This is a genomic window from Altererythrobacter sp. B11, from assembly GCF_003569745.1.
Lineage (GTDB): Bacteria > Pseudomonadota > Alphaproteobacteria > Sphingomonadales > Sphingomonadaceae > Croceibacterium_C.
Map to the genome: position 1 here is coordinate 3,531,258 of NZ_AP018498.1, position 24,038 is coordinate 3,555,295.

A 24,038-nucleotide genomic window follows, 5' to 3' on the forward strand; every position below is an offset into this window, starting at 1 on the left:
ACTATGGCGGTTTACACGACGCTTTCGGCGGCCGAGCTCGCCGCCCTGATCGGCGAGTACGATGTGGGCGATCTCGTTTCGGCCAAGGGCATTGCCGAGGGCGTGTCCAATTCCAACTGGCTGGTGGAAACCACGCGCGATCGCTTCATCCTGACGATGTATGAAAACCGCGTGGAGACGGACGACCTGCCCTTCTTCCTCGGCCTGCTGGATCATCTGGCGGCGAAGGGCAGCCCGGTGCCGCGCACGATCCACGATCGTTCCGGTGCGGCCTATCGCATGGTGGGCGGCAAGGCGGTGGCGCTGATCGAGTTCCTGCCCGGCGTTTCCGTGGATGCGCCCGATGCGGCGGAAGCCCATGCGGTGGGCGCGGCGCTGGCGGGGCTGCACCGCAATGCAGCGGATTTCGGCAGCAGCCGCGCCAACACCATGGCACTGCGGCACTGGCGGGAATTGTTCGACGGCTGCGGCGAGGCCGGCCTGCGATCCATCGACCCCTCCCTGCCTGCCATGGTGGCGGAGGAAATGGCCTACCTGGAAGCGAACTGGCCCGGCGACCTGCCCCGTTCGGTGATCCATGCGGATCTGTTCCCCGACAATGTCCTGCTGCTGGGCGGCGAGGTGAGCGGGCTGATCGACTTCTATTTCGCCTGTACCGACATCACCGCCTACGACCTGGCGGTGACCCATGCCGCCTGGAGCTTCGGCAAGGGTGCCACATTCCAGCCGCCGGTGGCCGAAGCATTGATGCGCGGCTACCTTGAGAAGCGCCCTCTCTCCCCGGCCGAGACGGCGGCCCTGCCGCTGCTGGCGCGCGGCGCCTGCATGCGTTTTATGGCCACGCGCGCCTATGACTGGCTGCATACCCCGGCCGATGCGCTCGTGACGCGCAAGGATCCGATGGATTTTGCGGCGCGATTGTCCTTCTATCGGTCACACGAAGGGCATGCATTCCCCGGCCTTTCGCGCTAAGGCCTTTGTTAACCATGAAACACGTGGAAATTTTCACCGACGGCGCGTGCAAGGGCAATCCCGGTCCGGGGGGCTGGGGCGTGCTGCTGCGCATGGGGCCGCACGAGAAGGAAATGAGCGGGGCGGAGCCCGATACGACCAACAACCGCATGGAGATGACCGCCGTCATCCGCGGGCTGAAGGCGCTGATCGAACCCTGCGAAGTGACCATTCATTCCGACAGCCGCTATGTGATCGACGGCATGACCAAGTGGATCGACGGCTGGCAGCGCAAGGGCTGGATCAACGCGAGCAAGAAGCCGGTTCGCAATGCCGATCTGTGGCACGATCTGATCGAAGCCGCCGCGCCCCACCGCATCAGCTGGCAATGGGTGCGCGGCCACAACGGCCATGTGGAGAACGAGCGGGTGGACAAGCTCGCCAGCGACGCGGCCAGCGCCATTGCCTGAGGTCAGCGGCTGAAACGCGCCGGACTGTAAAGCCCCGCGTCCAGCCCCACGGTCATGTTATCCCGCCCGCGGCCGAGCAGCAATTGGGCGCCTAGCCGCGCGGCAGCGGGCGCGGTCTGGATGCCGAAGCCGCCCTGCCCCGCGAACCAGAAGAACCCCTCCTGCGCGGGATCATGGCCATAGACGGGCCGCCGGTCGGGCGCGAAGCTGCGCAGCCCGGCCCATTTCCGCTCCACCGCAACCACCTTCCAGTCGACCACCTGTTCGAACCGGTCGATCGCCAGCGCCACGTCGATCTCCTCCGGCGCTGCATCGCAGGCTGGGCTCGGCGTCTCGTCATGCGGGCTCAGCCACAGGCGGCCGCTTTCGGGCTTGAAGTAGAAGCTGCCAGCGAGATCCAGCACCAGCGGCAGATCGTCCGCCGGGGCGGGATCGGTGCGCAGCTGGGCGACTGTACGGCGCAGCGGCTGGATTCCCGGCGCGTGCGCTCCCGCAAGGCTCGCCACCGCATCGGCCCAGGCGCCGGCGGCATTGGCAAGGATCATCGTGCGCAGTTCCGATCCATCGGCGAAGGCGAGCCGCCAGCCCGCCCCCTCGCGCTCTGCCGCAGTCAGCCGTGCCTTAGTGCGCAGCTGGACCCCGCCGCGCCGCGCCGCTGCCAGATAATGCTGGTGCAGCCCGGCCACGTCGATATCGGCGCAGGCCGGCTCGGCGATCGCCAGCCCCCATTCGGGGCGCAGGCCGGGCAGGCGCTGCCGCAGCGCCGCGCGGCCCAGTGCCGTGATCTCCACCCCAGTGCCGGCGAAGCGGGCGAAGAAAGCCTCCACCTCCGCTTCCTCGCCCTCGCGCGCGACGTAGAGTGCGCCGCGTGGAGAAAGAAAGCCATGCTCGCGCAGATAGGGTCCGGAGGCCAGGGTGAGCGGCACCACGTCCGGGCCGCCGTAGCATTCTTCCCAGAACGCCGCCGAACGGCCGGTGGTGTGATAGCCGGGAAAAGCCTCCGCTTCCGCGATCAGCACCCGCGCATGTGGCGCCAGTTCGGCGGCCAGGCTTGCCCCCGCCATTCCGGCGCCGATCACCACGACATCGAACTGCTCCGTCATGCCGCGGCCACCCGGTCGAGCAGCTGGTCGATCGCCGCCAGCGCGGGAAGGCGCACCGCATCCACTTCGCGCAGCACTTCATGCGCCGCCTCACCGCCGAACTCGGTCAGTTCCGCATCCGGCAGGCGCCGCGCCGCGCGGCGGATGGCGGCAATGCCAACCAGCCGATCCGCGCTGGTGGCGATAATCGCCACGGGAATGGCCAGCGCCTCCAGCCGGCCGGGCTGCTCCAGCACCGCGATGGAGGACAGCGCGGCGCGCACCCAGCCCCAGCTGCCCGGCCCCATCACCAGTTCCGGGCGTTGTTCGCGCCACCACGCCTCGTCGGCATAGCGCGCGGCGTCATGCGTCAGCAGTGCCTGCCGCCCGAGCGGAATTGCGCCCGGCTTCTCGCTCCATTTCCATGCGGGGCGGCGCGGGTCGCCCACACGGCAGAGGATTGCGGCAAGCAGGCGCCGCACCGCCAGCGGCACCCCTTCGGGCAGCACGTCGAGCATCGGGGCGGAAAGGATCAGCCCCGCAGGCTGCGGCGCCAATACGCCGTCCGTCGCCGCGCGCAGCACCAGGTGGCCGCCCATGGAGTGGCCGGCGAGCACATGCGGACCGGGCGTTTCGGCGCACCACTGGCCCCAGAAATGCGCGAGGTCGCCGATCCACAGCGCGAAATCATCGACATGGCCGGTGGTGGCATCCAGCCCCAGCCGGCCCGATCCCGCCTGCCCGCGCCAGTCCGCCGCCGTGACCGACCAGCCCTGCTGGCGCCAGTGCTCACAGGTTTCGAGATATTTCTCATAGGCATCGCCCCGCCCCGGCAGGAACAGGATGGAGCCGCGCGCCGCGCCATCGGGCGCGGGCCAGTCCAGCCGCCGGATCGCATGGCCATCGGCCAGGCTCCACCGGCTCTCGCGCGCGCCATGGGGAATTGCCCGGCGATCGAACGCCGCCCTCCTGCCCTCGGCAACGTGGCTAATTTGAACCTCCTGGCTGTGGTTACGGTTTGGTAAGCCGACCGCGTTAACAGACTGCCGGACATCCCGGGGGTCAAGATGCTGGACGATCCATTCAAGTACGGACTGCTGCTGGCCTTGGCAATCGCGCTGGTCATCGCCGCAATCACCGATTTCCGCAGCCGCCAGATCGCCAACCGCCTGACGGGCGCGGTGGCGCTGGGCGCGCCGCTGTTCTGGTGGGCCAGCGGCATGGCGCTGTGGCCCGACGTCGCCATCCAGCTTGGCCTCGCAGCCGCCACCTTCGCCGTGCTCTGCGTGCTCTTCGCACTGCGCGCGATGGGCGGCGGCGATGTGAAGCTGCTGGCCGCGCTCGCGCTGTGGATCCAGCCGCAGCTGTTCCTGCAGCTGATCCTGATCATGGCGCTGCTGGGCGGCGTGCTGACGATCCTGTTCGGCGCCTGGCACATCATGCGGCGCCAGCGTGAGCGGCTGGCGATCCCCTATGGCATCGCGATCTCTGCGGCGGCGCTGCTGGTGCTGGGCATGCACTACGTGCCCGCCACGGCCGCATCCCCCGCCGCAGCCGCCGTTTTGCGGTGAACCCGATTTTAACCACTTGCGACGTAACTGAAATCCCTAATTCGCAAATGCACCGAAGGGCTTGAGGCACGATGGACAGGAAGAAGCTGATACTGCTGCTGGGGGCGCTGATCGTCGCGATCGGCACGGCCATGGCAGCCAGAAGCATGTTCGCGGGCAGCGCCGCTCCGCAGGCGGAAGCCGCGCCGGTCGAGCCGGACGGGCCCAAGGTGCTCGTGGCCAAGCGCGCCCTGCCGGTGGGGACGATCCTCAATGCCGATTCGGTCGGCTACCAGCTGTGGCCGAAGGAAATGGTACAGGACGCCTATTTCATCGACGGCGAAGCCGACATGAGCAAGCTGCTCGGCACTGTGGTGCGCCATCCGATCACTGCGGGTGAGCCGGTGACGCAGGGCTCGCTCGTCGCGCCGGGTGATCGCGGCTTCCTTGCCGCGGCTCTCGGTCCGGGCATGCGCGCCGTCACCGTGCCGGTTTCGGCCAAGACCGGCGTCGGCGGCTTCATCTTCCCGGGCGACCATGTGGACCTGATGCTGACGCAGACCGTCTCCGGCCAGGGACCGCAGCTCGCCACGACGGAAACCTTCCTGCGCAATCTGCGCGTGCTGGCGACCGACCAGTCCACCGAAAGCACCACGACGGAAGATGGCAAGACGGTGGTCCGCCAGATCCGCACGGTCACGCTGGAAGCCACGCCCAAGATCGCCGAGAAGATCACCGTGGCGCAGACCATCGGTACGCTCAGCCTCTCGCTGCGCTCCATCGCCGACAATCAGAGCGACCTGGAACGTGCCCTCGCCTCCGGCGCAGTGGACATGCCGGCCAACGCTTCGCAGGAGCAGGAAGAGGCCCTGCTGCGCAAGGCCGTCGCCCGTCCGCAGGATGGCAGCGGCAGCTTCGTGACCGGCGGCGACGTGTCGCGCTTCCAGCGCCGCACCATGCCTGCACAGGGCGGTGAAAGCGCGCCGTCCGCGCTGGTGACCAACGTCACCAGCGGTCCGGCCGAAAGCTACACCGGCCCCGTGGTCCGCGTCGCCCGCGGCAACACGGTCGAAGCCGTGGCTGTGAGCAAGTAACACCATGACATTCCGCCAGTTCAGCGATGCCCGCCAGACCGGTGCATTCCATCACGGGGAACAACCCATGAAACGCCGCTATATCAAGTCCGCGCTGACGGCCGCCTGCGCGCTGCTGCCGCTGGCCGCCGTCCCCGCAGGGCCGATCCACGCCCAGAGCGTGACCGCCCCCGCGCAGGACATAGTGCTCTCCATCGGACGTGGCCAGCTGGTCACCGTGCCGGGCGCGATCAGCGACATCTTCGTCGCCAACCAGGCCGTAGCCGATGTGCAGGTGAAGTCGCAGCGCCAGCTCTACGTCTTCGGCAAGGCCGGCGGCGAGACGACGCTCTATGCCAGCAACGCAGCCGGCAGCATCGTGTGGTCGGCCAATATCCGCGTCGGCTCCAACATCGACAGCATCGACCAGATGCTGGCGCTGGCGATGCCGGGCGCGAAGATCCAGGTTTCCACCATGGGCGCCAATACCGTGCTGCTGACCGGCACCGTGGCTGCGCCCGAGGATGCTTCCGAAGCCGAACGCCTGGTGCAGGCCTTCGTGGGCACCGACTCCAACGTGGTCTCCCGCCTGCGGATGGCGACGCCGCTGCAGGTGAGCCTGCGCGTGCGCTTCGCGGAAGTCAGCCGCTCGCTGGTACGCACGCTGGGCACGAACCTAACCACGATCGACTCCACCAGCGGATTCAAGTTCGGCATCGGCCAGGGTCGCGGCAACGCGATCCCGCAGTTCTCCCCCGGCAGCCCGGCCGGCCTCGGAGTGGGTGCGACAGAGGGCTCCGACGGCTTCAGCATCGTCACCCCGGCAGACAACGGCTCCACGCTCGGCCTGTTCGGGCGTTTCCTCGGCCTCGATGTCGGTGCCGCGCTCGATCTTGCCGAGACGGACGGGCTCGTGACCACTCTGGCAGAGCCCAATCTGGTGGCCCTGTCCGGCGAGACGGCACAGTTCCTGGCGGGCGGCGAATATCCGATCCCCGCCGCCAGCGGCCTCGGCACCACTTCGATCGAATACAAGAGCTACGGCGTCAGCCTGGCCTACACGCCCACCGTGCTTGCCAATGGCCGCATCTCCATCCGCGTGCGGCCGGAGGTTTCGGAGCTTTCCAGCGACGGTGCGATCGTGACCAACAGCTTCACCGTTCCGGCCCTTACGGTCCGGCGCGCGGAGACCACGGTGGAACTCGGCTCCGGCCAGAGCTTCATGATTGCCGGCCTGCTGAGCAACAACGCCCGCAACACGGTGGACAAGCTGCCCGGCGCCGGTGACGTGCCGATCCTGGGCGCGCTGTTCAAATCGACCGAGTTCCGCAAGGGGCAGAGCGAACTGGTGATCGTGGTCACGCCCTATCTGGTGAAGCCGGTGGACGACAGCCAGATCGTGCTGCCGACAGACGGCTTCCAGACACCTGGCGCCATCGAGCAGTTCCTGCTCGGCAAGGACAACAACGGTGTGAGCGGAGCCACCCGGCCGATGCCCAGCGCCGCGGGCGAAGCACCCGCGCCGCAGGTGGGCGCCGTGGATCAGGCCGCCGCCCCGCTGGCCGATCACCGCCGCCGCAAGTCCGCAGCGGACGAGCCGCAGCAGGCGGCCGTCGAACCCGGCTTCAGCCTCAAGTGAGAAAGGTGAATCCAATGCATACGCGCACCAGGCGGACCGCCGCCCTTGTCACCGCGCTCTCGCTGGGGCTGGGCGTTTCGGCCTGCAGCGTGCCCTCCGGCAATGCCACGCTCTACAGCGTGAACCAGCCGGTGGTGGAACGCCAGAACTTCACGCTCGACGTGGCCGCCGGATCCGACGGGCTTTCGATCCCCGAAAAGCAGCGCCTTGCCGGCTGGTTCGAGACGCTCGACCTCGCCTATGGCGACCGCGTGGCGATCGACGGTGCCCTTGGCGGCAGCGGCCTGCGCGACGATGTGTCCGAAATCGCGGGCCGGCATGGCATCCTCCTCAGCGACGAGGCGCCGGTAACCGAAGGCTATGTCGATCCGGGCAAGGTCCGCGTGGTCGTCACCCGCTCACGCGCGCATGTGCCGGGCTGCCCGAAATGGGGCGAGGCCTTCACCAACAATCAGCGGAACGAGACCACCGCCGGCTATGGCTGCGCGATCAACAGCAATATCGCGGCCATGGTCGCCAATCCGGAAGACCTGCTGAAGGGCGCCGAAGGCACGGGCGAGACCGTGGTGATGAGTTCGAGCAAGGCAATCGACACCTATCGCAAGCAGCAGCCCAGCGGTGCCGGCGGCCTGCCCACCATTTCCACCCAATCCACCGGAGGCAATTGAGCAATGAACGCGCCGTGGAAACCCGCTCCGATGGGTAATCGCGATCCCTTCGCCGCCTTCGTCTGCGATGAAGCCGCGCTGGACGCGCTGCGCCCGGTCGTGATCGAGATGGGCTGGCCGCCGGAGAAGTGCAACAAGGGCGGCCTGCGCAACGCAGTGCAGTCGCTGTCGATCTCCGCCAGCCCGGCCATCCTGCTGGTCGACCTGTCGGAAAGCGGCGATCCGCTGAACGACATCAACGGCCTGGCCGAAGTCTGCGAACCGGGCACGGTGGTGATCGCCATCGGCCAGGTGAACGACGTGCGCCTCTATCGCGATCTCATCGCCAGCGGCATTCACGATTACCTGCTGAAGCCGCTTTCGGCGAGCCAGCTGCGCGACGCGCTGACGCAGGCGCAGGCCGTGTTCACCACGCCGCGCACTGCCGACGGGGAAGTGGTGAAGCGCCACATTGCCACCGCCGTAGTGGGTACGCGCGGCGGCGTCGGCGCCTCCACCATTGCGACTTCGCTCGCCTGGCTGTTCTCCGAAGAGCACAAGCGTTCCACCGCCCTGCTCGATCTCGACGTGCATTTCGGCACCGGCGCGCTGAGCCTCGATCTCGAACCGGGCCGCGGGCTGACCGACGCAATCGAGAACCCCAGCCGCATCGACGGCCTGTTCATCGAACGCGCGATGATCCGCGCCAACGAGAATCTGGCGATCCTTTCGGCCGAGGCGCCGATCAACGCCCCGCTGATGACCGACGGCAGCGCCTTCCTGCAGCTGGAGGAAGAGTTCCGCCAGGCATTCGACATGTCGGTGATCGACATGCCGCGCAACATGCTGATCAACTTCCCCCACCTGCTGGCGGAAGTGGGCGTGGTGACGCTGGTGACGGAAATGACGCTGGCCGCCGCGCGCGACACGATCCGTATCCTTGCCTGGCTGAAGCAGAACGCGCCCGGCGCGCAGCCGCTGATCGTAGCGAACAAGGTGCAGACCGGCGCGACCGAGATCAGCAAGGCCGATTTCGAAGCCTCCATCGAACGCAAGATCAACTACTCGATCCCCTTCGATGCCAAGGCGGCGGCCAATGCCGCCAAGCTGGGCCAGACATTCGCCGATGCGAACCGCGCCACCAAGCCGGGTGCGGTGATGCGCGAAATCGCCTCCGCCATCCTGGGCGCGGGTGACGATGATGGCGCCGATCTCGGCAAGGCGGGAACGGGCACTTCCCTGCTCGGCAAGCTCGATCTCAAATCATTGATCGGGAAGAAGAAGGCCTTCGCCAAGAGCGGCGAGAAGCAAACCGCGTAGGCGGCCGATAAATGATCGGGCACGGGCGCCCCGGCGCCGGCCCCTGTGGTGAAGGACGGGTATGAATATCATCCAGCTTCTGCTTGTGGGCGGTGGATTGGTGACGCTTCTCGTCCTGCTCTACTCCGCCTTCGCCGGGCCCTCGGCGGCTCGCGAGGGGCAGCGCCGCCTGCAATCGCTGCAGGAACGGCATTCGCAGAGCACCACCGCCAAGGTGGAATCGCAGCTGAAGAAGGCCATCGCCGCCCGCCGCCCCCGGCTGCACAAGCGCGCGGGTTCCGGCTCCCGCGCCGAAGCGCTGGCTCTGCGCCTCAACCGCACCGGCATGCCGTGGACGATCAACCAGTATATCTACGCCTCGCTGGGACTCGCCGCCGTGGTGGCGCTTCTCCTGCTGCTCAAGACCGGCGCGCTGGCGCTGGCGCTGGGCGTGGGTCTGCTGGTCGGCGCGGGCCTGCCGCATATGGTCGTCAACTATCTGGTCAAGAAGCGGCTCAACGCGTTCAACGCGAAATTCCCCGATGCCATCGAACTGCTGGTGCGCGGCCTGCGATCGGGCCTTCCGGTGGCAGAGACGCTGGGCGTGGTCGCGTCGGAAATCCCCGGCCCTGTGGGCATCGAATTCCGCAGCGTGGTGGAACGGATCAAGATCGGCCGCACCATGGAAGAAGCGCTGCAGGAAACCGCGGACAAGCTCGGCACGCCGGAATTCCAGTTTTTCGTCATCACCCTGGCGATCCAGCGCGAGACCGGCGGCAATCTGGCCGAAACGCTGTCCAACCTGGCCGACGTGCTGCGCAAGCGCGCGCAGATGAAGCTGAAGATCAAGGCGATGAGCTCGGAGTCCAAGGCCTCCGCCTATATCGTCGGCGCCCTGCCCTTCCTCGTGTTCGGCATGATCTACTGGATCAATCCCAGCTACCTCAACGGCTTCTTCACCGACGACCGCCTGATCATCACCGGCCTGGGCGGCATGGTGTGGATGGGCATCGGCGCCTTCATCATGGCCAAGATGGTCAGCTTCGAGATCTGAGCGAGAGGAACACGCAACCATGATCGCTCCCCCGCACGGCCCCACCTTGCTCGGCTTCGATGTCGTGGCGGTCGGCACGGCGCTGTCCGCCGTGGCCGCGCTGGCCGTGTTCTTCGCCATCTACACCGCCGTGACGGTGAAGGATCCGATGGCGAAGCGCGTGAAGTCGCTGAACGCCCGGCGCGAGGAACTGAAGGCCGGCATCGTCAAGCAGACCACCAAGAAGCGCCAGAACCTGACCCGCCGGACTGATACGACGGAGAAGATGAAGGACACGCTGCAGGGCATGAAGGTCCTGCAGGAAAGCCAGGTAAAGGCGATCCAGCAGAAGCTGGCCCACGCCGGCTTCCGCAACCGCGAACTGGCCGTGGCGGTGATCTTCGCGCGCATGGTGCTGCCGATCGTGCTCGGCTTCATCGGCGTGGTGGTCCTCTACTGGACCGATACCTTTGCCGACTGGGGCAGCTTCAAGCGCTTCATGGTCTTCGCCGGGCTGGTCATCGCCGGCTACAAGGGGCCGGAGGTGTTCCTGAAAAACCGTGCGAACAAGCGCACGGCCGCCATCCGCAAGGGCCTGCCCGATGCGCTGGACCTGCTGGTGATCTGCGCCGAGGCGGGCCTGACGGTGGACGCCGCCTTCAACCGCGTGGCCCGCGAACTGGGCCGCGCCTATCCCGAACTGGGGGACGAATTCGCCCTCACCGCCATCGAACTGTCCTTCCTCACCGAACGGCGCCAGGCGTTCGAGAACCTCGCCTATCGCGTGGATCTGGATGCCGTGCGCGGGGTGGTGACCACCATGGTGCAGACGGAACGCTACGGCACGCCGCTCGCCTCGGCGCTGCGCGTGCTTTCGGCCGAATTCCGCAACGAGCGGATGATGCGCGCCGAAGAAAAGGCCGCGCGCCTGCCCGCGATCATGACCGTGCCGCTGATCCTGTTCATCCTGCCGGTGCTGTTCATCGTGATCCTCGGCCCGGCATCGTGCTCCATCGCCGATGCCTTCTCCGACGGGGGACCGGCCAAGGGCGGCAGCTAGACCTGCCAAGCTCCGGCGGCGAACAAGCCGCCGGCAGTGGAATCTCTATCGCGAACGCCTTCGGCCCGGCCGGAGGCGTTCACTTCACGCCGTAGTTCCGGCTGTCCACCTGCTCGCCATCGAAATCGTCCAGTTCCGCGCGCACGCGGCCCAGCATCTCGCGGAACTGTTCCAGTTCGGCCTGATCGAAACAGGCGAACATCCGCTCCTCCATCGCCAGTGCCAGCGGCATGATCTCGTCATGCATGGCAACGCCCGCTTCGGTCAGCTTCAGCAGATGGGAACGGCCATCCTGCTCATTGGGCATGCGCGAGGCGAGGCTGCGATCCTCCAGCGCCTTGCAGGCGCGATTGACGGCCACCTTGTCCATCAGCGTGCGCCGCGTGAGCTCTCGCTGGGTCAGCGGACCATAATCGCCGATCACCGCCATCGCGCGCCATTCCGGCACGCTGAGGCCGAAGCGCGAGCGATATTCCACAGCGATGCGGCCACTCACCGCATTGGAGGTGATGGACAGGAGATAGGGCAGGAACTGCGCGAGGTGCGTGTTGTCGAACATTGCGCGGACTCTGTTCCACAAGGGCGATTTTTGCAAGCGACTCGCTGCGAAGGGTCAAGCCGGATCGGCGGGCGTCGAGCGCAACAAGCGGCCGGCGATCGCATCCAGCCGCGCAACAAGCTGGCCATCCCAGTGCTTGCGGGGAGTGATTATTGCGCCATCCAGCGCCCGGTCGATCGGGCTCGCCGCCCGCTCCGCCGGCAGCAGCGCCGCCAGCCGCCGCAGCGTCTCCCGCGCCCGGTCGGCATTGCCGCGCATCACCCGCAGCACGCTCTCCACATCCACCGGTGCCTCGCCCTCGCGCCAGCAATCATAGTCGGTGACCATCGCCAGCAGCGCATAGGGCAGCTCCGCCTCGCGCGCGAGGCGGGCTTCGGGCATGGCCGTCATGCCGATCACGTCGGCGCCCCACCGGCGGAACAGCTGGCTTTCCGCGCGGGTGGAGAACTGCGGCCCCTCGATCGCGACGTAGCACCCGCCGCGGTGCGCAGGCGGTCCGCTCGCCGCGCTCGCTTCGGCAAGCATGCCGGCCAGTCGCGGGCAAACGGGATCGGCGAAGGCAACATGCGCGACCACCCCCGCGCCGAAGAAGCTGCGTTCGCGTCCCACTGTGCGATCGATGAACTGGTCGGGCACCACGAAGTCACCCGGTGCGAGCTCTTCCCGCAGCGAGCCAACGGCGGAGATCGCCACCACATCGGTCACGCCGCAACGCTTCAGCACATCGATATTGGCGCGGTAGTTGACCGCTGAGGGCGGCAGACGGTGGCCGGCGCCATGGCGGGCGATGAAGCTGCACCGCACCGCGCCGCCGGTGCCCGGCAGCGTGCCGGTCAGCACCGGACCCGACGGTTCGCCGAAGGCGCTGCGCACAGCGATCTCCTGCGCATCCTCCAGCACTCCGGGCTGGTAGAGGCCCGAGCCGCCGATTACCCCCAGATGCCAACCCGCCATGCGCTGCCCCCGCTCTCGTACCAGTCGCCGCCGCTCAGCGCGGGGCCATGCGGATCCCGCCGTCCAGCCGCACCGTCTCGCCATTGAAATAGCCGTTCTCGACCATGGTCATCACCAGATCAGCGTATTCTTCGGGATGCCCCAGCCGCTTGGGAAACGGCACCGATGCAGCCAGCGATTGCTGCGCCTTTTCCGGCAGCCCTGCCAGCAGCGGCGTGTTGAAGATGCCGGGCAGGATGGTGTTGATGCGGATGCCTTCACTCATGAAATCGCGCGCGATCGGCAGGGTCATGCCCACCACGCCGCCCTTGGAGGCGCTATAGGCCACCTGGCCGATCTGCCCGTCCACCGCAGCAACGGACGCGGTGCAGACCATGGCGCCGCGCTCGCCATCCTCCAGCCCGTCCAGCGTCATCATGCCGGCCGCCGATTTCGCCACGCACTGGAAGGTGCCCATCAGATTCACCTGAATGGTCTTGAGAAACAGGCCGACCGGCAAATGGCTGATCTCGCCCGTGTCCTTGTCGCGCCGCACCGTCTTGCCGATGGTGCCGATGCCGGCGCAGCAGACCAGCACGCGTTCCTGCCCATGCGCCTCGCGCGCGCGGGCGAAACCCGCATCTACCGAAGCCTCGTCCGACACATCGACCTTGCATGCAATGCCGCCGATTTCCTCCGCCACGCGGGCGGCCCGCTCTTCATTGAGGTCGAACAGGGCCACTCGTGCGCCCTTGGCCGCCAGGGCCCTTGCGCTCGCTTCGCCGAGGCCAGAGGCGCCGCCGGTCACAACTGCCGCAACCGATGAATCGACTTTCATCAGACTTCCCTTTCCTGCAACATTCCGCTCCGCCGCCTCCGTAGCCGCCGCGCGCGAGCCGTCAAGAAAACCGGCAGGCCCGCCCCCGCACGCTCCGTCCCATCCCGGTCACAACCCATCGCAAACCCGCACAGGCCGCGGATTCGCGGACGCCGAGGCACCGATGCTGACACACAACCGTAATGTTGCCTTCCCGCAACAGTCACAAATCATCCTGCCCCCCTTGCGGTAGTTCTCATTGAAACCATCGTCCGCTTCCCGCAGTCATCCGCCATTCAGCCTACGTTCGAACCTCCCACGGGGTGAGGCTGATCCAAATTTGGGGCGAACACGTTTCGAAGGGACTGCAACCACATGAAGACCATCTCAATCCGCAAGTGCATGCTGGCTGGCGCCGGCCTGCCCGCGATCGCGCTGCTCGGCGCAGGCGCTTTCGCCGCACCGGCATATGCGCAGGACGTTCCGTGCGATCCTGCCACCGAAGCAGACTGCCCGCCCACCGGCGAGGCGATCATCGTCACCGGTTCGCGCATCGCGTCGCCCACCGTCGAATCCGCAGCACCGCTGCAGATCATCGATTCCGGCCAGATCGAGAATGCGGGTGTCACCAACATCCAGGAGCTGCTGCTCGAAAACCCGGTGTTCGGTACGCCGGCGCTCAGCCGCACCAACTCCGCGTTCCTCACTTCTGGCACGGGCGTTGCGACGGTCGATCTGCGCGACCTTGGTTCGGACCGCACTCTGGTGCTGATCAACGGCCGCCGTGTGGTCGCCAGCGTCGCGAACTCCTCGATCGTTGACCTCAACGTGATCCCGACCCAGTTCATCGACCGGGTGGATGTCCTCACCGGCGGCGCATCGTCGCTTTACGGTTCCGACGCCGTCGCGGGCGTGGTGAACTTCGTGTACAAGAAGGACTTCGAAGGCATCGAAGCCAATGCGCAATATGGCATCACCGAAGAGGGTGATGACGAGCGCTACCAGGCGAACGTGACCGCCGGCACCAACTTCAGCGACGACCGCGGCAACATCATGGTGCACTTCGGCTATTCGAAGGAAAAGGGCGTTCTCTCGCGTCAGCGGAGCAACACCTACACCGACGACACTTCGCTGATGGCTCTCACCGGCGACCCCGCTGACTGGGGCGTGTCGGAAGCGCCATTCTATTCCAGCTTCGCACCTGGCGGCACGTTCTTCTCCGGGGACTATGCCTTCACCTACGGTCCGGACGGTGCGCTGCAGCCTTGCACCGCGACCAATGGGACCTCCTGCACGAGCGACCTCGGCACCGGTTCGGGCCCGACGGGCTTCAATCGTCAGTATTATCGCACCATCGCAGTGCCGGTGGAACGCTACCTGTTCGCGGCCTCGGGCGATTACGAGCTGACGAACAACCTCAACTTCTTCTTTGAGGGTACCTACAACCGCACCTCGTCCTCGCGGATCATCGAGCCCTTCGCGCTCGCTTCCGACGGCTCCACGGGCATCTATCCCTCCTCCGGCGTGATGCCGATCGAGAACTACGCGACTGGCGACTTCAACGACGACGGCATCCTCGAGCGTCAGCTGTTTGTGAACCCGGTGGTGCCCGGCGCAATCGCAGCGCAGGCAACAGACACGGATGGCGACGGTCTGCGTGACATCGGCTTCTCGCGTCGCCTCGTGGAGTTCGGCCCTCGCAGCGGCAGCACCGATCGCGACTTCTATCGCTTCGTGGTCGGCTTCGACGGCACGCTGCTGGAAGACCGCTTCCGCTGGGACGTGAGCTACAACTTCGGCCAGGTGAAGGAAAACCAGGTCTCCAACGGCCAGGTCAACGTCGTGAACTTCCGTGACGCTCTGGCGGTTCGCCAGGACGTGCTGGACGAAAACGGCAATGGCTCCACGGATGACTCGATCTGCATCAACGCCGAAGCTCGCGCGAATGGCTGCGTGCCGATCAACATCTTCGGCGCCGGCAACATCTCGCAGGCCGCGATCGATTACATCACGGCGCAGGGCACCTATCAGACCAGCATCAAGCAGCAGGTTCTGCAGGGCAACATCTCCGGCGCACTGTTCGACCTTCCGGCCGGTCCGCTGGGCCTCGCACTGGGCGTGGAGTATCGCTCCGAAGATTCGTACTCGGACAATGACGCGCTCACCAACGCAGGCCTGAATGCCGGCAACAAGCTCCCCGACACGGCGGGCAGCTTCGACGTGCTGGAAGGCTACGCCGAAGTGAAGGTGCCGATCCTTGCCGACATGTCCTTCTTCGAACTGCTCGAAGTGGGCGGCGCGGTCCGCGTGGCTGACTATTCCACCGTCGGTACCGTCACCAGCTGGAACGTGACCGGCACCTGGATGCCCGTTAGCGATCTGCGCATCCGCGGCACCTATGCTCGCTCTGTTCGCGCTCCGAACATCGGCGAGCTTTATGCCGGCCTGTCGCAGACCTTCCCGAGCGGCCTGACCGATCCTTGTGAAGGCATCGGTGCCACGGGCGGCGGCGCACTGGGTGACAACTGCCGTGCCGCTCCTGGCGTGGCCGCGAACATCGCCGCCAATGGAGAGTTCACGCTGTCGCAGAGCGACATTCAGGGCATTAGCGGCTTCAATGGCGGCAACCCGAACCTGAACGAGGAAACTGCCACCTCGTGGACGGTCGGCGCCGTGATCAATCCGCGTTCGCTGGGTCTCGGCAATGCGACCCTCACCGTCGATTATTTCAACTACAAAATCGACGACGTGATCGCCTCCTTCGGTCGCCAGTTCAGCCTGGCGCAGTGCTACGGCGAAGGGAACAGCACGTTCTGTGACCTGATCACCCGTCGCCCGTCAGCGACGGCGACCAACTCGTCCGGCTCCATCGAGTTCATCAACGCGCTCTCCGTGAACGCCGCGGTGCTCAAGACCCAGGGCCTCGACGTGGTGGGTACCTACAGCACGTCGGTCGGCATGATGTCGGGTGATCGCCTCGCGCTGCGTGGCTCTTACACGCACCTGTTCGAATACGACTACTTCCAGCTGGAAGGCGCTCCTGCCGACCCGCAGGACGGCGAGATCGGCACTGCCGCCGATCGCTTCACCGCGAACGCTGCTTACTCGACGGACAACTTCAAGGTGTCCTTCACCGGCACGTTCATCGGCAAGTCGTATGAAGACGATCAGTTCTGCATTGCCTATGACCTTGACCCCAAGTGCGTCTCGGTCCCGGCCCAGTTCTATCTGGACATGCAGTCGTCGGTGTATGTGAACCGTGCGGTCGAGGTGTACTTCGGCATCGACAACCTGCTGGACAACAGCGCGCCGAACATCCTGTCGAACACGACCTTCAACACCACCGGCACCGACACCGCCGCGGACGTTTACGATCCGTTCGGCCGTCGCTTCTACACCGGTGTGCGCCTGAAGTTCTAAGGCGAACAGGCAATAGCCACTTAGAAGGGCGGCGGCAGTTGATGCCGCCGCCCTTTTTATTTACAATCGGCGACTATGAAAAAGACGATCACCGCCCTGTTCGGCATCACGCTGCTTGCCACGGCGACGCCGGCTCTTCTCGCTCAGTCGAAGGAGCCACAGAAGAAAAAGAAGGATGAGGCTTCCGAGCGAGTCGATCCGGATGCGATGAAGTGCAAATATCAGACGCTACTGGACAGCCGCATTCCGCAAAAGGTGTGCCACACCAATGCCGAATGGGCCGAGCAGGCGCGCTTCGAAGAGGAACAGCGGCGCTCGGATCGCCTGACGAGAACCTGCAATGGCGAGGGGCCCTGCTGAGGGCAATCAGCCCAAGCCGAACCTGTCCTGACTCCCAAGCCGCCGAAGATACGCTCTCAGACAGGTCTGCCGCGGCATAGCATCACCTATCCGCAGCGCTGGTGGCCGCATCGGGCGCCTCCGCGGCACCCGATGCACTCCACCCATTACCCCACCCGGATCGTCAGCTCGCCTTCGCCTTCGTCCACATGGACGGTGCTGCCGTCGGGTACTTCGCCGGCGAGCAGCTTTTCCGCCAGCGGATCCTGCAGGTAACGCTGCACCGCGCGTTTCAAGGGACGGGCGCCGTAGACGGGGTCGTAGCCTACGCGGCCCAGCCAGCGGCGGGCGGCGTCGGTGAGGTCGAGCGTGATCTTCCGGTCGCGCAGCAGCTTCTGCACCCGCGCCACCTGGATATCCACGATCGGGGCCATATGCTCCTGCCCCAGCCGGTGGAACAGGATGATCTCGTCCAGCCGGTTGAGGAATTCGGGGCGGAAATGGCTGCGCACCACTTCCATCACCTGCGGCTCCACCGTCTCCACATCCTGCCCTTCCTCCAGGTTTGAGAGGTACTGGCTGCCCAGGTTAGAGGTCAGGATGATGAGCGTGTTGGAGAAATCCACCACCCGGCCCTGCCCGTCGGTCAGGCGGCCGTCGTCCAGCACCTGCAGCAGCACGTTGAACACGTCGCTGTGGGCCTTCTCCACCTCGTCGAACAGCACCACCTGATAGGGCCGGCGCCGCACTGCTTCGGTCAGCACGCCGCCCTCCTCATAGCCGACATAGCCCGGAGGCGCGCCGATCAGGCGGGCGACGGCGTGCTTTTCCATGAATTCGCTCATGTCGATGCGCACCATCGCGTTGTCGTCATCGAACAGGAAGGAGGCGAGCGCCTTGGTCAGCTCGGTCTTGCCCACGCCCGTAGGGCCGAGGAACAGGAAGCTGCCCAGCGGCCGGTTGGGATCCTGCAGGCCCGCCCGCGCACGGCGCACGGCCTTGGAAACGGCCTGCACCGCCTGCGCCTGGCCGATCACCCGCTGGCCGAGCACTTCCTCCATCTTGAGCAGCTTCTCGCGCTCGCCCTCCATCATCTTGTCCACCGGCACGCCGGTCCAGCGGCTGACGATGGAGGCGATGTCATCCTCGGTCACTTCCTCGCGCAGCAGCGCGGTGCCGGTCTGGGCCTGCGCTTCGGCCAGCGCCTTTTCCAGCTGCGGGATGGTGCCATAGGAAAGCTCTCCAGCGCGAGCGAGATCGCCGGCGCGCTGCGCCTGTTCCAGCTCGATTCGCGCGGCGTCCAGCTGCTCCTTGATCCGCGCCTCGGCATGGATCTTGTCGCGCTCGTTCTGCCAGCGCGTGGTCAGCTCGCTCGATTTCTGCTCCAGATTGGCCAGTTCGTCGCGCAGCGCGGCCAGCCGGTCCTTGCTCGCCCGGTCGCTTTCCTTGCTGAGCGCCTGCTCTTCGATCTTGAGCTGGATGATGCGCCGGTCCAGCCCCTCGATCTCCTCGGGCTTGGACTCCACCTCCATGCGGATGCGGCTGGCCGCCTCGTCCATCAGGTCGATGGCCTTGTCCGGCAGGAAGCGGTCGGAGATATAGCGGTTGGAAAGCTGCGCCGCGGCCACGATCGCGGCATCGGTGATGCGCACGCCGTGGTGCAGCTCATACTTCTCCTTCAACCCGCGCAGGATGCTGATCGTGTCCTCCACGGTCGGCTCGTCCACGAACACGGGCTGGAAACGGCGCTGCAGCGCGGCGTCCTTCTCCACATACTTCTGGTATTCATCCAGCGTGGTGGCGCCGATGCAATGCAGCTCGCCGCGGGCCAGCGCGGGCTTCAGCAGATTGCCGGCATCCATGCTGCCTTCGCTGGCGCCGGCGCCGATCAGCGTGTGCATCTCGTCGATGAACAGGATGATGTGGCCTTCGGCCCCCTTCACCTCGTCCAGCACGGATTTCAGCCGCTCCTCGAACTCGCCGCGATATTTCGCGCCGGCGATCAGAGAGCCCATGTCCAGGGACATCAGCGTGCGGTCCTTCAGGCTGTCGGGCACGTCGCCATTGGCGATACGCAGCGCCAGCCCTTCGGCGATGGCGGTCTTGCCGGTGCCGGGCTCGCCGATCAGCACGGGATTGTTCTTGGTGCGGCGGGCCAGGATCTGGATCGTGCGGCGAATCTCCTCGTCGCGGCCGATCACCGGGTCCAGCTTGCCGGCATGCGCGGCCTCGGTCAGGTCGCGGGCATATTTCTTCAGCGCGTCATAAGTGGCTTCGGCATTGGCGCTGTCGGCCGAACGACCGCCGCGCAATTGCTCGATCGCCGCGTTCAGCGCGGGCGCGGTGACATTGGCCGCCTCCAGCGCCTTGCCGGCGCCGGTCGTCTTGGCCAGCGCCAGCGCCAGCAGCAGCCGCTCCACCGTGACATAGGAATCGCCCGCCTTGCTGGCGACCTGCTCCGCCTGGTCGAGCACGCGCACGGCATCGTTGTCGAGGCCCGGCGTCTGCTGCGCACCGCTGCCCGAAACCGCGGGGATCTTGGCGAGATTGGCATCCACCGCGTCCACGGCGAAGCGCGGGCTGCCGCCGGCGCGCTGGATCAGCCCGGACGCCATGCCTTCCTCATCCTCCAGCAGCGCCTTCAGGATGTGGTCGGGGGTGATCCGCTGGTGGTTCATGCGAATGGCCACGGTCTGGGCCGATTGCAGGAAGCCCTTGGCGCGATCGGTGAACTTTTCGAGATTCATGAACTGCCCCTCAAACTGGTGTCCTCGGATAGATAGTGTTGCACTTTAGACACACAAGATCGGCCGGTACGAATTTTCTGCGGCATGCGGGGACGTGAATAGGCGGCCCGCGGCGCCCGGACACCTCGTGGTTATGCGGAGCCGGCGGAGTTGGCGAGGAAGGCCTGAGGTGGGACGTTGCGCGGGATTCCCGCCTGCGCGGGAATGACGAGGGACGGGGCACCCGCTCGTCCAACCAAGCCCGCTCATCCTGAGCTTGTCGAAGGATGCGCACGGCGCCGGTCTTGCGCGGGGTTCCCGCCTTCGCGGGAATGACGAAGGAGGGGGCTGCACAACCGCTCCCGCTCATCCTGAGCCTGTCGAAGGATGCGCGCCAACCTGCCCCAAACCCAGCCCATAACACAATTCAGACGCGGCCATGTCGCGCAGGTGAAACATAGTTCGCGCAATAGCGGTCCTCATGGCTTCAAGAGCAAGTAATTGCGAAATGCAGACGGAAGGTGTGGCAGCGGCCTATGACCGTTGGGCGCCCGTTTACGACATGGTTTTCGGCAAGGTGTTCACCACCGGCCGGAGCGAATCCATTGCGGCGGCCGAAAAGATCGGCGGCCGGGTGCTGGAAGTTGGCGTGGGCACGGGCATATCATTGCCACAATACAGCCGCGAAACCCGGCTGGTGGGCGTGGATATCGCCGATGCCATGCTGGACAAGGCGCGGGAGCGGAAGGCGCGGCTGGGGCTCGACAATGTCGAACAGATTGCGGTGATGGATGCCGAGGCGCTGACCTTCCCGGATGACAGCTTCGATGTGGTGGTGGCGCAATATGTCGTCACCGCAGTGCCCAACCCGGAAGCGGCGCTGGACGAATTCGCCCGCGTGGTGCGCCCCGGCGGGGAAATCGTGATCACCACCCGCATCGGCGCCGGCGACGGGCTGCGCGGGCGCATCGAAAAGGCACTGATGCCGATCACCAGCAGGCTGGGCTGGCGCACGGAATTTCCGTGGAGCCGCTACGAGGCGTGGGTCGCGCGCAATGGCACGGTGGAGTTGGCCGAGCACCGCCCGCTGCCGCCGCTCGGGCACTTTTCGCTGGTGCGTTACCGGAAGAAACCGGCCTGAGGGGGCCGGCGGATCGTTTTTGGACGGAGTTTGGAATGGGCCGTTTTCGCGAGCATCTGGCGGAGCAGCGCTGGGACGACCACCGCTACTACCACCACAGCCTGATCAACCAGAGCCTGCATTTCGTGAGCGCGGTGACCTTCGTGGTCGCCTATCTCCTGGTGTGGAACTACCCCTGGCTGGCCGCACTGCTGGCCTGGGGCGTTTCCATGACCACGCGGCAGGCGGGGCACTTCTTCTTCGAACCGAAGGGCTATGACCACGTCAACCAGGCGACGCATGACTATAAGGAAGAGATCAAGGTGGGCTACAATCTGGCCCGCAAGGTGGTGCTGATGGGCCTGTGGGCGCTGAGCCCGCTGCCGCTGCTGATCGATCCCAGCTTCTTCGGCCTGTTCGTGCCGCATGCCAACTGGATGGAATTCCTCAAGCATCTGGGCGTGATCTGGCTGTTCCTGGGGATCGGCGGGCTGCTGTTCCGCACGGTGCAGCTGTTCTTCATCCGCGATGTGGAGACGGGGCTGGTGTGGGCGACCAAGATCATCACCGATCCCTTCAACGACATGAAGCTCTATTGCCGCGCGCCGGCCCAGCTGCTGCGCAACCTGCTCGCCTGGCGCCCCGCCACGCGGGGCTGATCCGGCGATCGTGCTGGCGCCAGCCGCGCCGCGGGCACCCGACAGCGGGCTCGCGGCGCGCGCCGTCTCGTCAGACCCGCGGGCCTTTCCGATGCGCCAGCATTTCGCGCAGCACCCGGCGCCGCAGCGCCTTGTCGTCTGCCCCCTCGGGCGCGGTGAACCAGCCATCGGCCGCTGCGGCGCGCGCCGCCGCCATGTAGCGATCGGCCACTTCGGCGAACTCCGTCTCGCCATAGGCGAAGCTGAAGATGAAGCGGCCGGTGCCCGTCCACCCCAGCGCCAGCCCCTCGGCGCGAAGGTAATATTGAAACATCCAGTTGTAGCGCGAAGGTGCAGTGTAGAAGGTGCTCCACACCGTGCCGAGATTGGCGATGCGGGGGGAAAGCCCTTCCGCCTCCAGCCGCGCGTTCAACCCGGCGGCGCGGGCGTTCCACTTTTCGTCCAGTCCCTCATACAGCGCCCCCCCCTCCGGCGATTCCATATGGCGCAGGAAGGCGTCCATCGCCCCCATCACATAGGGGTGCGAGTTGAAGGTGCCGCGCGCGAAGCAGATGTCCGCCGGCCGATCCTCGCGATAGCGCTTCATCAGATCGGCCCGGCCTGCCAGCACACCCACGGGCAAGCCGCCGCCCAGCGTCTTGCCATAGGTCATCATGTCGGGGCGGATGCCGAAATATTCGCAGGCCCCGCCGGGCGCCAGACGGAAGCCGGTGAACACCTCGTCCACGATCAGGCATGCCCCCACTTTTGTACAAACCGTGCGGAGGCGTTGCAGCCAATGTGCATAGGCTTCGCGGTCGACGCCCGCGCGGCGGCTGGAATCGACCAGCGCGCTGTCCCCCGGCGCGCCCTTGTTCGGGTGCATGGCCTGCAGCGGATTGACCAGCACACAGGCAATATTCCTGCGCGTTTCCAGAACCTTGAGCGTTTCCTCGCTCATATCCGCCAGCGTGTATGTGCGGTCCGCCGGCACCGGATTGCCGATGCCCGGCTGCACATCGCCCCACCAGCCGTGATAGGCGCCGGCGAAGCGAACCACCCGGTCGCGCCCGGTGTGATAGCGCGCCAGCCGCACCGCCTGCATCACCGCTTCGGTGCCGGACATGTGGAAGCTCACCGCATCCATGCCGCTTATCGCCTTGATTCTGCGGACATTGTCCGCCGTCACCGGATGCAGTCCGCCCAGCAGCGGGCCGAGATCCTCCACCCTGCGCGCCCCTTCAGCGATCAGCGCCTTGTAGGCATCGGTGCCGAGCAGATTGACCCCATAGGAGCCGGTGAGATCGTAGAACTGATTGCCGTCGAGGTCGGTCAGCATAACCCCTCGGGATGCCTCGTAGAAACTCCCCGAGGGCAACGCCTCGCGGGCGATGCGGCTGAACTGGAAGGGGATGCGGTAACGCCCGGTGAAGTCGATGTCTGGGATGGAATCCTTCATCTCCGCGCTCAGCGCGGCACTCCTGGGAAAGCGCTGATGGAACAGCTCCGAAAGCCGTGCGAAGCCCGCCTCGCGCCGCGCGACCACCTCAGGCGGCGCGCCGTCGGCCGCGAAAAAGCCTTTCCGGTCATACTCGTAGAACGGGATGAGCGAGGCCATGCGCTTGGCCATGCGGACATGGCCGGTGAGCGAGCGATGCTTCGCGCGCGACAGGCGCAGCCTTTCCCGCCCCTTCTTTGCCGCCCAAACCGCCGCCGCCGCCCCCGCGATCCCGGCCAGCCACGTCCCATTCGCCATCTGCGTTCCTTCACCGCGCGGCCCCCCGCGCCGGAGGCAGCCGCATGAGCCTGCGCGCCTCCCTTCGGACAGTTTTGGGTCAGGAGAATGTCAATTTCCTGCTCACCAATCGCATCCCGCGCCACGCACTCACCCGCTTCATGGGCTGGTTCAGCAAGATCGAACTGCCCCCGGTCAGGGCCGCTTCCATCGCCGCGTGGAAGCTGTTCTGCGATGTCGACATGGCCGATGCAAAACCGGCGAAATACCGCAGCCTGCACGCCGCCTTCATCCGCGAATTGCGCGAAGGGGCGCGGCAGGTCGATCCCGATCCTGCGGTGATTGCCGCGCCCTGCGATGCCATCGTCGGCGCCTTCGGCCGGATCGCGGATGGCATGGCCTTGCAGATCAAGGGCTTCCCCTATCCGATCGCCGACCTGCTCGGTTCGGAGGCCGAGGCGCACGCCTTCCGCGATGGCTGGTTCGTCACCATGCGGCTGACCGCCGGCATGTATCACCGCTTCCACGCGCCGCATGATCTCACGGTGGAGCAAGTCCGCTATATCTCCGGCGATACGTGGAATGTGAACCCGATCGCGCTCAAGCGGATCGAGCGGCTGTTCTGCAAGAACGAGCGCGCGCCGATCACCGTGCGGCTCGATGCCGATGGCAGCCGGATGGTGCTGGTGCCGGTGGCCGCGGTGCTGGTGGCCAGCATCCGCCTGCCGTGGTTCGACGCGGAGCGGAACCTGCGTGCAGGGGGCGAGCGCGCTGCGCCCTGCACCGCCCGCTTCGCCAAGGGGGAGGAGATGGGCTGGTTCGAGCATGGCTCCACCATCGTCGCCATCGCGCCGCCCGATTACCGGCCGGTGGCGGAGCTGCACGAGGGGCGCCGCATCCGCATGGGCGAGGCGCTGATGCGCATGGGCTGAGCGGCCAAACGCCCG

General features: G+C 66.2%; 20 protein-coding genes and 2 pseudogenes. 15 read left to right on the forward strand and 7 right to left on the reverse strand.

Annotated elements, in window-relative coordinates:
- Window positions 1-3 precede the first annotated feature (3 nt).
- Window positions 4-972 carry a homoserine kinase gene (thrB, locus tag AEB_RS16575; RefSeq protein WP_119084123.1) on the forward strand — a complete coding sequence of 323 codons (969 nt, stop codon included), beginning with the start codon at window positions 4-6 and terminating at the stop codon, window positions 970-972.
- Between the two features lie 14 nt (window positions 973-986).
- Window positions 987-1,421 carry a ribonuclease HI gene (gene rnhA / locus AEB_RS16580; protein WP_119084124.1) on the forward strand — a complete coding sequence of 145 codons (435 nt, stop codon included), beginning with the start codon at window positions 987-989 and terminating at the stop codon, window positions 1,419-1,421.
- Window positions 1,422-1,423: 2 nt separating this feature from the next.
- On the opposite strand, the gene AEB_RS16585 is transcribed toward rnhA, so the two are convergent.
- On the reverse strand, window positions 1,424-2,524 hold the full coding sequence (locus AEB_RS16585) for an NAD(P)/FAD-dependent oxidoreductase (protein WP_119084125.1): 1,101 nt from the start codon (window positions 2,522-2,524) through the stop codon (window positions 1,424-1,426).
- The gene (locus AEB_RS16590) at window positions 2,521-3,660 is read right to left on the reverse strand and encodes an alpha/beta hydrolase (protein WP_331851762.1); all 1,140 of its coding nucleotides are present in this window, start codon (window positions 3,658-3,660) and stop codon (window positions 2,521-2,523) included. Before AEB_RS16590 ends, AEB_RS16585 begins: the two co-directional genes overlap by 4 nt.
- Here AEB_RS16590 and AEB_RS16595 point away from each other — a divergent pair.
- The 8 genes and pseudogenes from AEB_RS16595 (at window position 3,571) to AEB_RS16625 (ending at window position 10,804) form a co-directional block, all read left to right on the forward strand.
- Window positions 3,571-4,074, forward strand: coding sequence for an A24 family peptidase (locus AEB_RS16595; RefSeq protein ID WP_119084717.1), 504 nt, complete (start codon window positions 3,571-3,573; stop codon window positions 4,072-4,074). The genes AEB_RS16590 and AEB_RS16595 overlap by 90 nt on opposite strands.
- A gap of 71 nt (window positions 4,075-4,145) precedes the next feature.
- The gene (cpaB, locus tag AEB_RS16600; RefSeq protein WP_119084126.1) at window positions 4,146-5,147 is read left to right on the forward strand and encodes a Flp pilus assembly protein CpaB; all 1,002 of its coding nucleotides are present in this window, start codon (window positions 4,146-4,148) and stop codon (window positions 5,145-5,147) included.
- Window positions 5,148-5,214: 67 nt separating this feature from the next.
- Window positions 5,215-5,469: pseudogene (locus AEB_RS18665) on the forward strand (pilus assembly protein N-terminal domain-containing protein); the annotation flags it as partial.
- A gap of 612 nt (window positions 5,470-6,081) precedes the next feature.
- Window positions 6,082-6,765 (forward strand): annotated as a pseudogene (locus tag AEB_RS18670) (type II and III secretion system protein family protein); the annotation flags it as partial.
- A 14-nt stretch (window positions 6,766-6,779) separates the two neighbouring features.
- Complete coding sequence (locus tag AEB_RS16610) at window positions 6,780-7,433, forward strand: CpaD family pilus assembly protein (RefSeq protein ID WP_119084127.1); 654 nt, start codon at window positions 6,780-6,782, stop codon at window positions 7,431-7,433.
- A gap of 3 nt (window positions 7,434-7,436) precedes the next feature.
- On the forward strand, window positions 7,437-8,732 hold the full coding sequence (locus AEB_RS16615; protein ID WP_119084128.1) for a pilus assembly protein CpaE: 1,296 nt from the start codon (window positions 7,437-7,439) through the stop codon (window positions 8,730-8,732).
- 61 nt (window positions 8,733-8,793) lie between these two features.
- On the forward strand, window positions 8,794-9,765 hold the full coding sequence (locus tag AEB_RS16620; protein WP_119084129.1) for a type II secretion system F family protein: 972 nt from the start codon (window positions 8,794-8,796) through the stop codon (window positions 9,763-9,765).
- 19 nt (window positions 9,766-9,784) lie between these two features.
- Window positions 9,785-10,804: a type II secretion system F family protein gene (locus AEB_RS16625; protein ID WP_119084130.1), complete on the forward strand. Its 1,020-nt coding sequence runs from the start codon at window positions 9,785-9,787 to the stop codon at window positions 10,802-10,804.
- Between the two features lie 79 nt (window positions 10,805-10,883).
- On the opposite strand, the gene AEB_RS16630 is transcribed toward AEB_RS16625, so the two are convergent.
- From AEB_RS16630 to AEB_RS16640, 3 genes are read right to left on the reverse strand one after another with little or no spacing between them, the layout of a single operon-like run.
- The gene (locus tag AEB_RS16630) at window positions 10,884-11,363 is read right to left on the reverse strand and encodes a MarR family winged helix-turn-helix transcriptional regulator (protein WP_119084131.1); all 480 of its coding nucleotides are present in this window, start codon (window positions 11,361-11,363) and stop codon (window positions 10,884-10,886) included.
- Between the two features lie 54 nt (window positions 11,364-11,417).
- Entirely contained in the window at window positions 11,418-12,317 is a 900-nt protein-coding gene (gene mtnP, locus AEB_RS16635) for an S-methyl-5'-thioadenosine phosphorylase (RefSeq protein WP_119084132.1), read from the reverse strand.
- Window positions 12,318-12,351: 34 nt separating this feature from the next.
- Complete coding sequence (locus AEB_RS16640; RefSeq protein WP_119084133.1) at window positions 12,352-13,134, reverse strand: SDR family oxidoreductase; 783 nt, start codon at window positions 13,132-13,134, stop codon at window positions 12,352-12,354.
- 354 nt (window positions 13,135-13,488) lie between these two features.
- Here AEB_RS16640 and AEB_RS16645 point away from each other — a divergent pair, with 354 nt between their 5' ends.
- Window positions 13,489-16,533, forward strand: a complete 3,045-nt coding sequence (locus tag AEB_RS16645) for a TonB-dependent receptor domain-containing protein (protein ID WP_197714454.1) — start codon at window positions 13,489-13,491, stop codon at window positions 16,531-16,533.
- A gap of 75 nt (window positions 16,534-16,608) precedes the next feature.
- A complete protein-coding gene (locus tag AEB_RS16650; RefSeq protein ID WP_119084134.1) occupies window positions 16,609-16,893 on the forward strand; it encodes a hypothetical protein in 285 nt (94 codons plus the stop codon).
- 146 nt (window positions 16,894-17,039) lie between these two features.
- On the opposite strand, the gene clpB is transcribed toward AEB_RS16650, so the two are convergent.
- On the reverse strand, window positions 17,040-19,619 hold the full coding sequence (clpB, locus tag AEB_RS16655; protein ID WP_119084135.1) for an ATP-dependent chaperone ClpB: 2,580 nt from the start codon (window positions 19,617-19,619) through the stop codon (window positions 17,040-17,042).
- Window positions 19,620-20,106: 487 nt separating this feature from the next.
- Here clpB and AEB_RS16660 point away from each other — a divergent pair, with 487 nt between their 5' ends.
- Together AEB_RS16660 and AEB_RS16665 are read left to right on the forward strand one after the other, a co-directional pair.
- Complete coding sequence (locus tag AEB_RS16660; RefSeq protein ID WP_231958797.1) at window positions 20,107-20,739, forward strand: class I SAM-dependent methyltransferase; 633 nt, start codon at window positions 20,107-20,109, stop codon at window positions 20,737-20,739.
- A 35-nt stretch (window positions 20,740-20,774) separates the two neighbouring features.
- Complete coding sequence (locus AEB_RS16665; protein ID WP_119084137.1) at window positions 20,775-21,377, forward strand: hypothetical protein; 603 nt, start codon at window positions 20,775-20,777, stop codon at window positions 21,375-21,377.
- A 70-nt stretch (window positions 21,378-21,447) separates the two neighbouring features.
- Here AEB_RS16665 and AEB_RS16670 read toward each other — a convergent pair whose 3' ends face one another.
- Window positions 21,448-23,112, reverse strand: a complete 1,665-nt coding sequence (locus AEB_RS16670) for an aminotransferase class III-fold pyridoxal phosphate-dependent enzyme (RefSeq protein ID WP_119084138.1) — start codon at window positions 23,110-23,112, stop codon at window positions 21,448-21,450.
- Window positions 23,113-23,156: 44 nt separating this feature from the next.
- Between AEB_RS16670 and asd the strand changes: the two genes are divergently transcribed.
- Complete coding sequence (asd, locus tag AEB_RS16675; protein ID WP_119084139.1) at window positions 23,157-24,023, forward strand: archaetidylserine decarboxylase; 867 nt, start codon at window positions 23,157-23,159, stop codon at window positions 24,021-24,023.
- Window positions 24,024-24,038 lie beyond the last annotated feature (15 nt).

Bases quoted from the DNA above. Each gene is read 5' to 3' on its own strand.
- AEB_RS16645 (WP_197714454.1), top strand. From the start codon at position 13,489: ATGAAGACCATCTCAATCCGCAAGTGCATGCTGGCTGGCGCCGGCCTG.
- AEB_RS16595 (WP_119084717.1), top strand. From the start codon at position 3,571: ATGCTGGACGATCCATTCAAGTACGGACTGCTGCTGGCCTTGGCAATC.
- AEB_RS16610 (WP_119084127.1), top strand. From the start codon at position 6,780: ATGCATACGCGCACCAGGCGGACCGCCGCCCTTGTCACCGCGCTCTCG.
- AEB_RS16625 (WP_119084130.1), top strand. From the start codon at position 9,785: ATGATCGCTCCCCCGCACGGCCCCACCTTGCTCGGCTTCGATGTCGTG.
- mtnP (WP_119084132.1), bottom strand. From the start codon at position 12,317: ATGGCGGGTTGGCATCTGGGGGTAATCGGCGGCTCGGGCCTCTACCAG.
- AEB_RS16640 (WP_119084133.1), bottom strand. From the start codon at position 13,134: ATGAAAGTCGATTCATCGGTTGCGGCAGTTGTGACCGGCGGCGCCTCT.
- AEB_RS16660 (WP_231958797.1), top strand. From the start codon at position 20,107: ATGCAGACGGAAGGTGTGGCAGCGGCCTATGACCGTTGGGCGCCCGTT.
- AEB_RS16670 (WP_119084138.1), bottom strand. From the start codon at position 23,112: ATGGCGAATGGGACGTGGCTGGCCGGGATCGCGGGGGCGGCGGCGGCG.
- AEB_RS16585 (WP_119084125.1), bottom strand. From the start codon at position 2,524: ATGACGGAGCAGTTCGATGTCGTGGTGATCGGCGCCGGAATGGCGGGG.
- AEB_RS16650 (WP_119084134.1), top strand. From the start codon at position 16,609: ATGAAAAAGACGATCACCGCCCTGTTCGGCATCACGCTGCTTGCCACG.
- rnhA (WP_119084124.1), top strand. From the start codon at position 987: ATGAAACACGTGGAAATTTTCACCGACGGCGCGTGCAAGGGCAATCCC.
- AEB_RS16615 (WP_119084128.1), top strand. From the start codon at position 7,437: ATGAACGCGCCGTGGAAACCCGCTCCGATGGGTAATCGCGATCCCTTC.
- cpaB (WP_119084126.1), top strand. From the start codon at position 4,146: ATGGACAGGAAGAAGCTGATACTGCTGCTGGGGGCGCTGATCGTCGCG.
- AEB_RS16665 (WP_119084137.1), top strand. From the start codon at position 20,775: ATGGGCCGTTTTCGCGAGCATCTGGCGGAGCAGCGCTGGGACGACCAC.
- AEB_RS16630 (WP_119084131.1), bottom strand. From the start codon at position 11,363: ATGTTCGACAACACGCACCTCGCGCAGTTCCTGCCCTATCTCCTGTCC.
- thrB (WP_119084123.1), top strand. From the start codon at position 4: ATGGCGGTTTACACGACGCTTTCGGCGGCCGAGCTCGCCGCCCTGATC.
- clpB (WP_119084135.1), bottom strand. From the start codon at position 19,619: ATGAATCTCGAAAAGTTCACCGATCGCGCCAAGGGCTTCCTGCAATCG.
- AEB_RS16620 (WP_119084129.1), top strand. From the start codon at position 8,794: ATGAATATCATCCAGCTTCTGCTTGTGGGCGGTGGATTGGTGACGCTT.
- asd (WP_119084139.1), top strand. From the start codon at position 23,157: ATGAGCCTGCGCGCCTCCCTTCGGACAGTTTTGGGTCAGGAGAATGTC.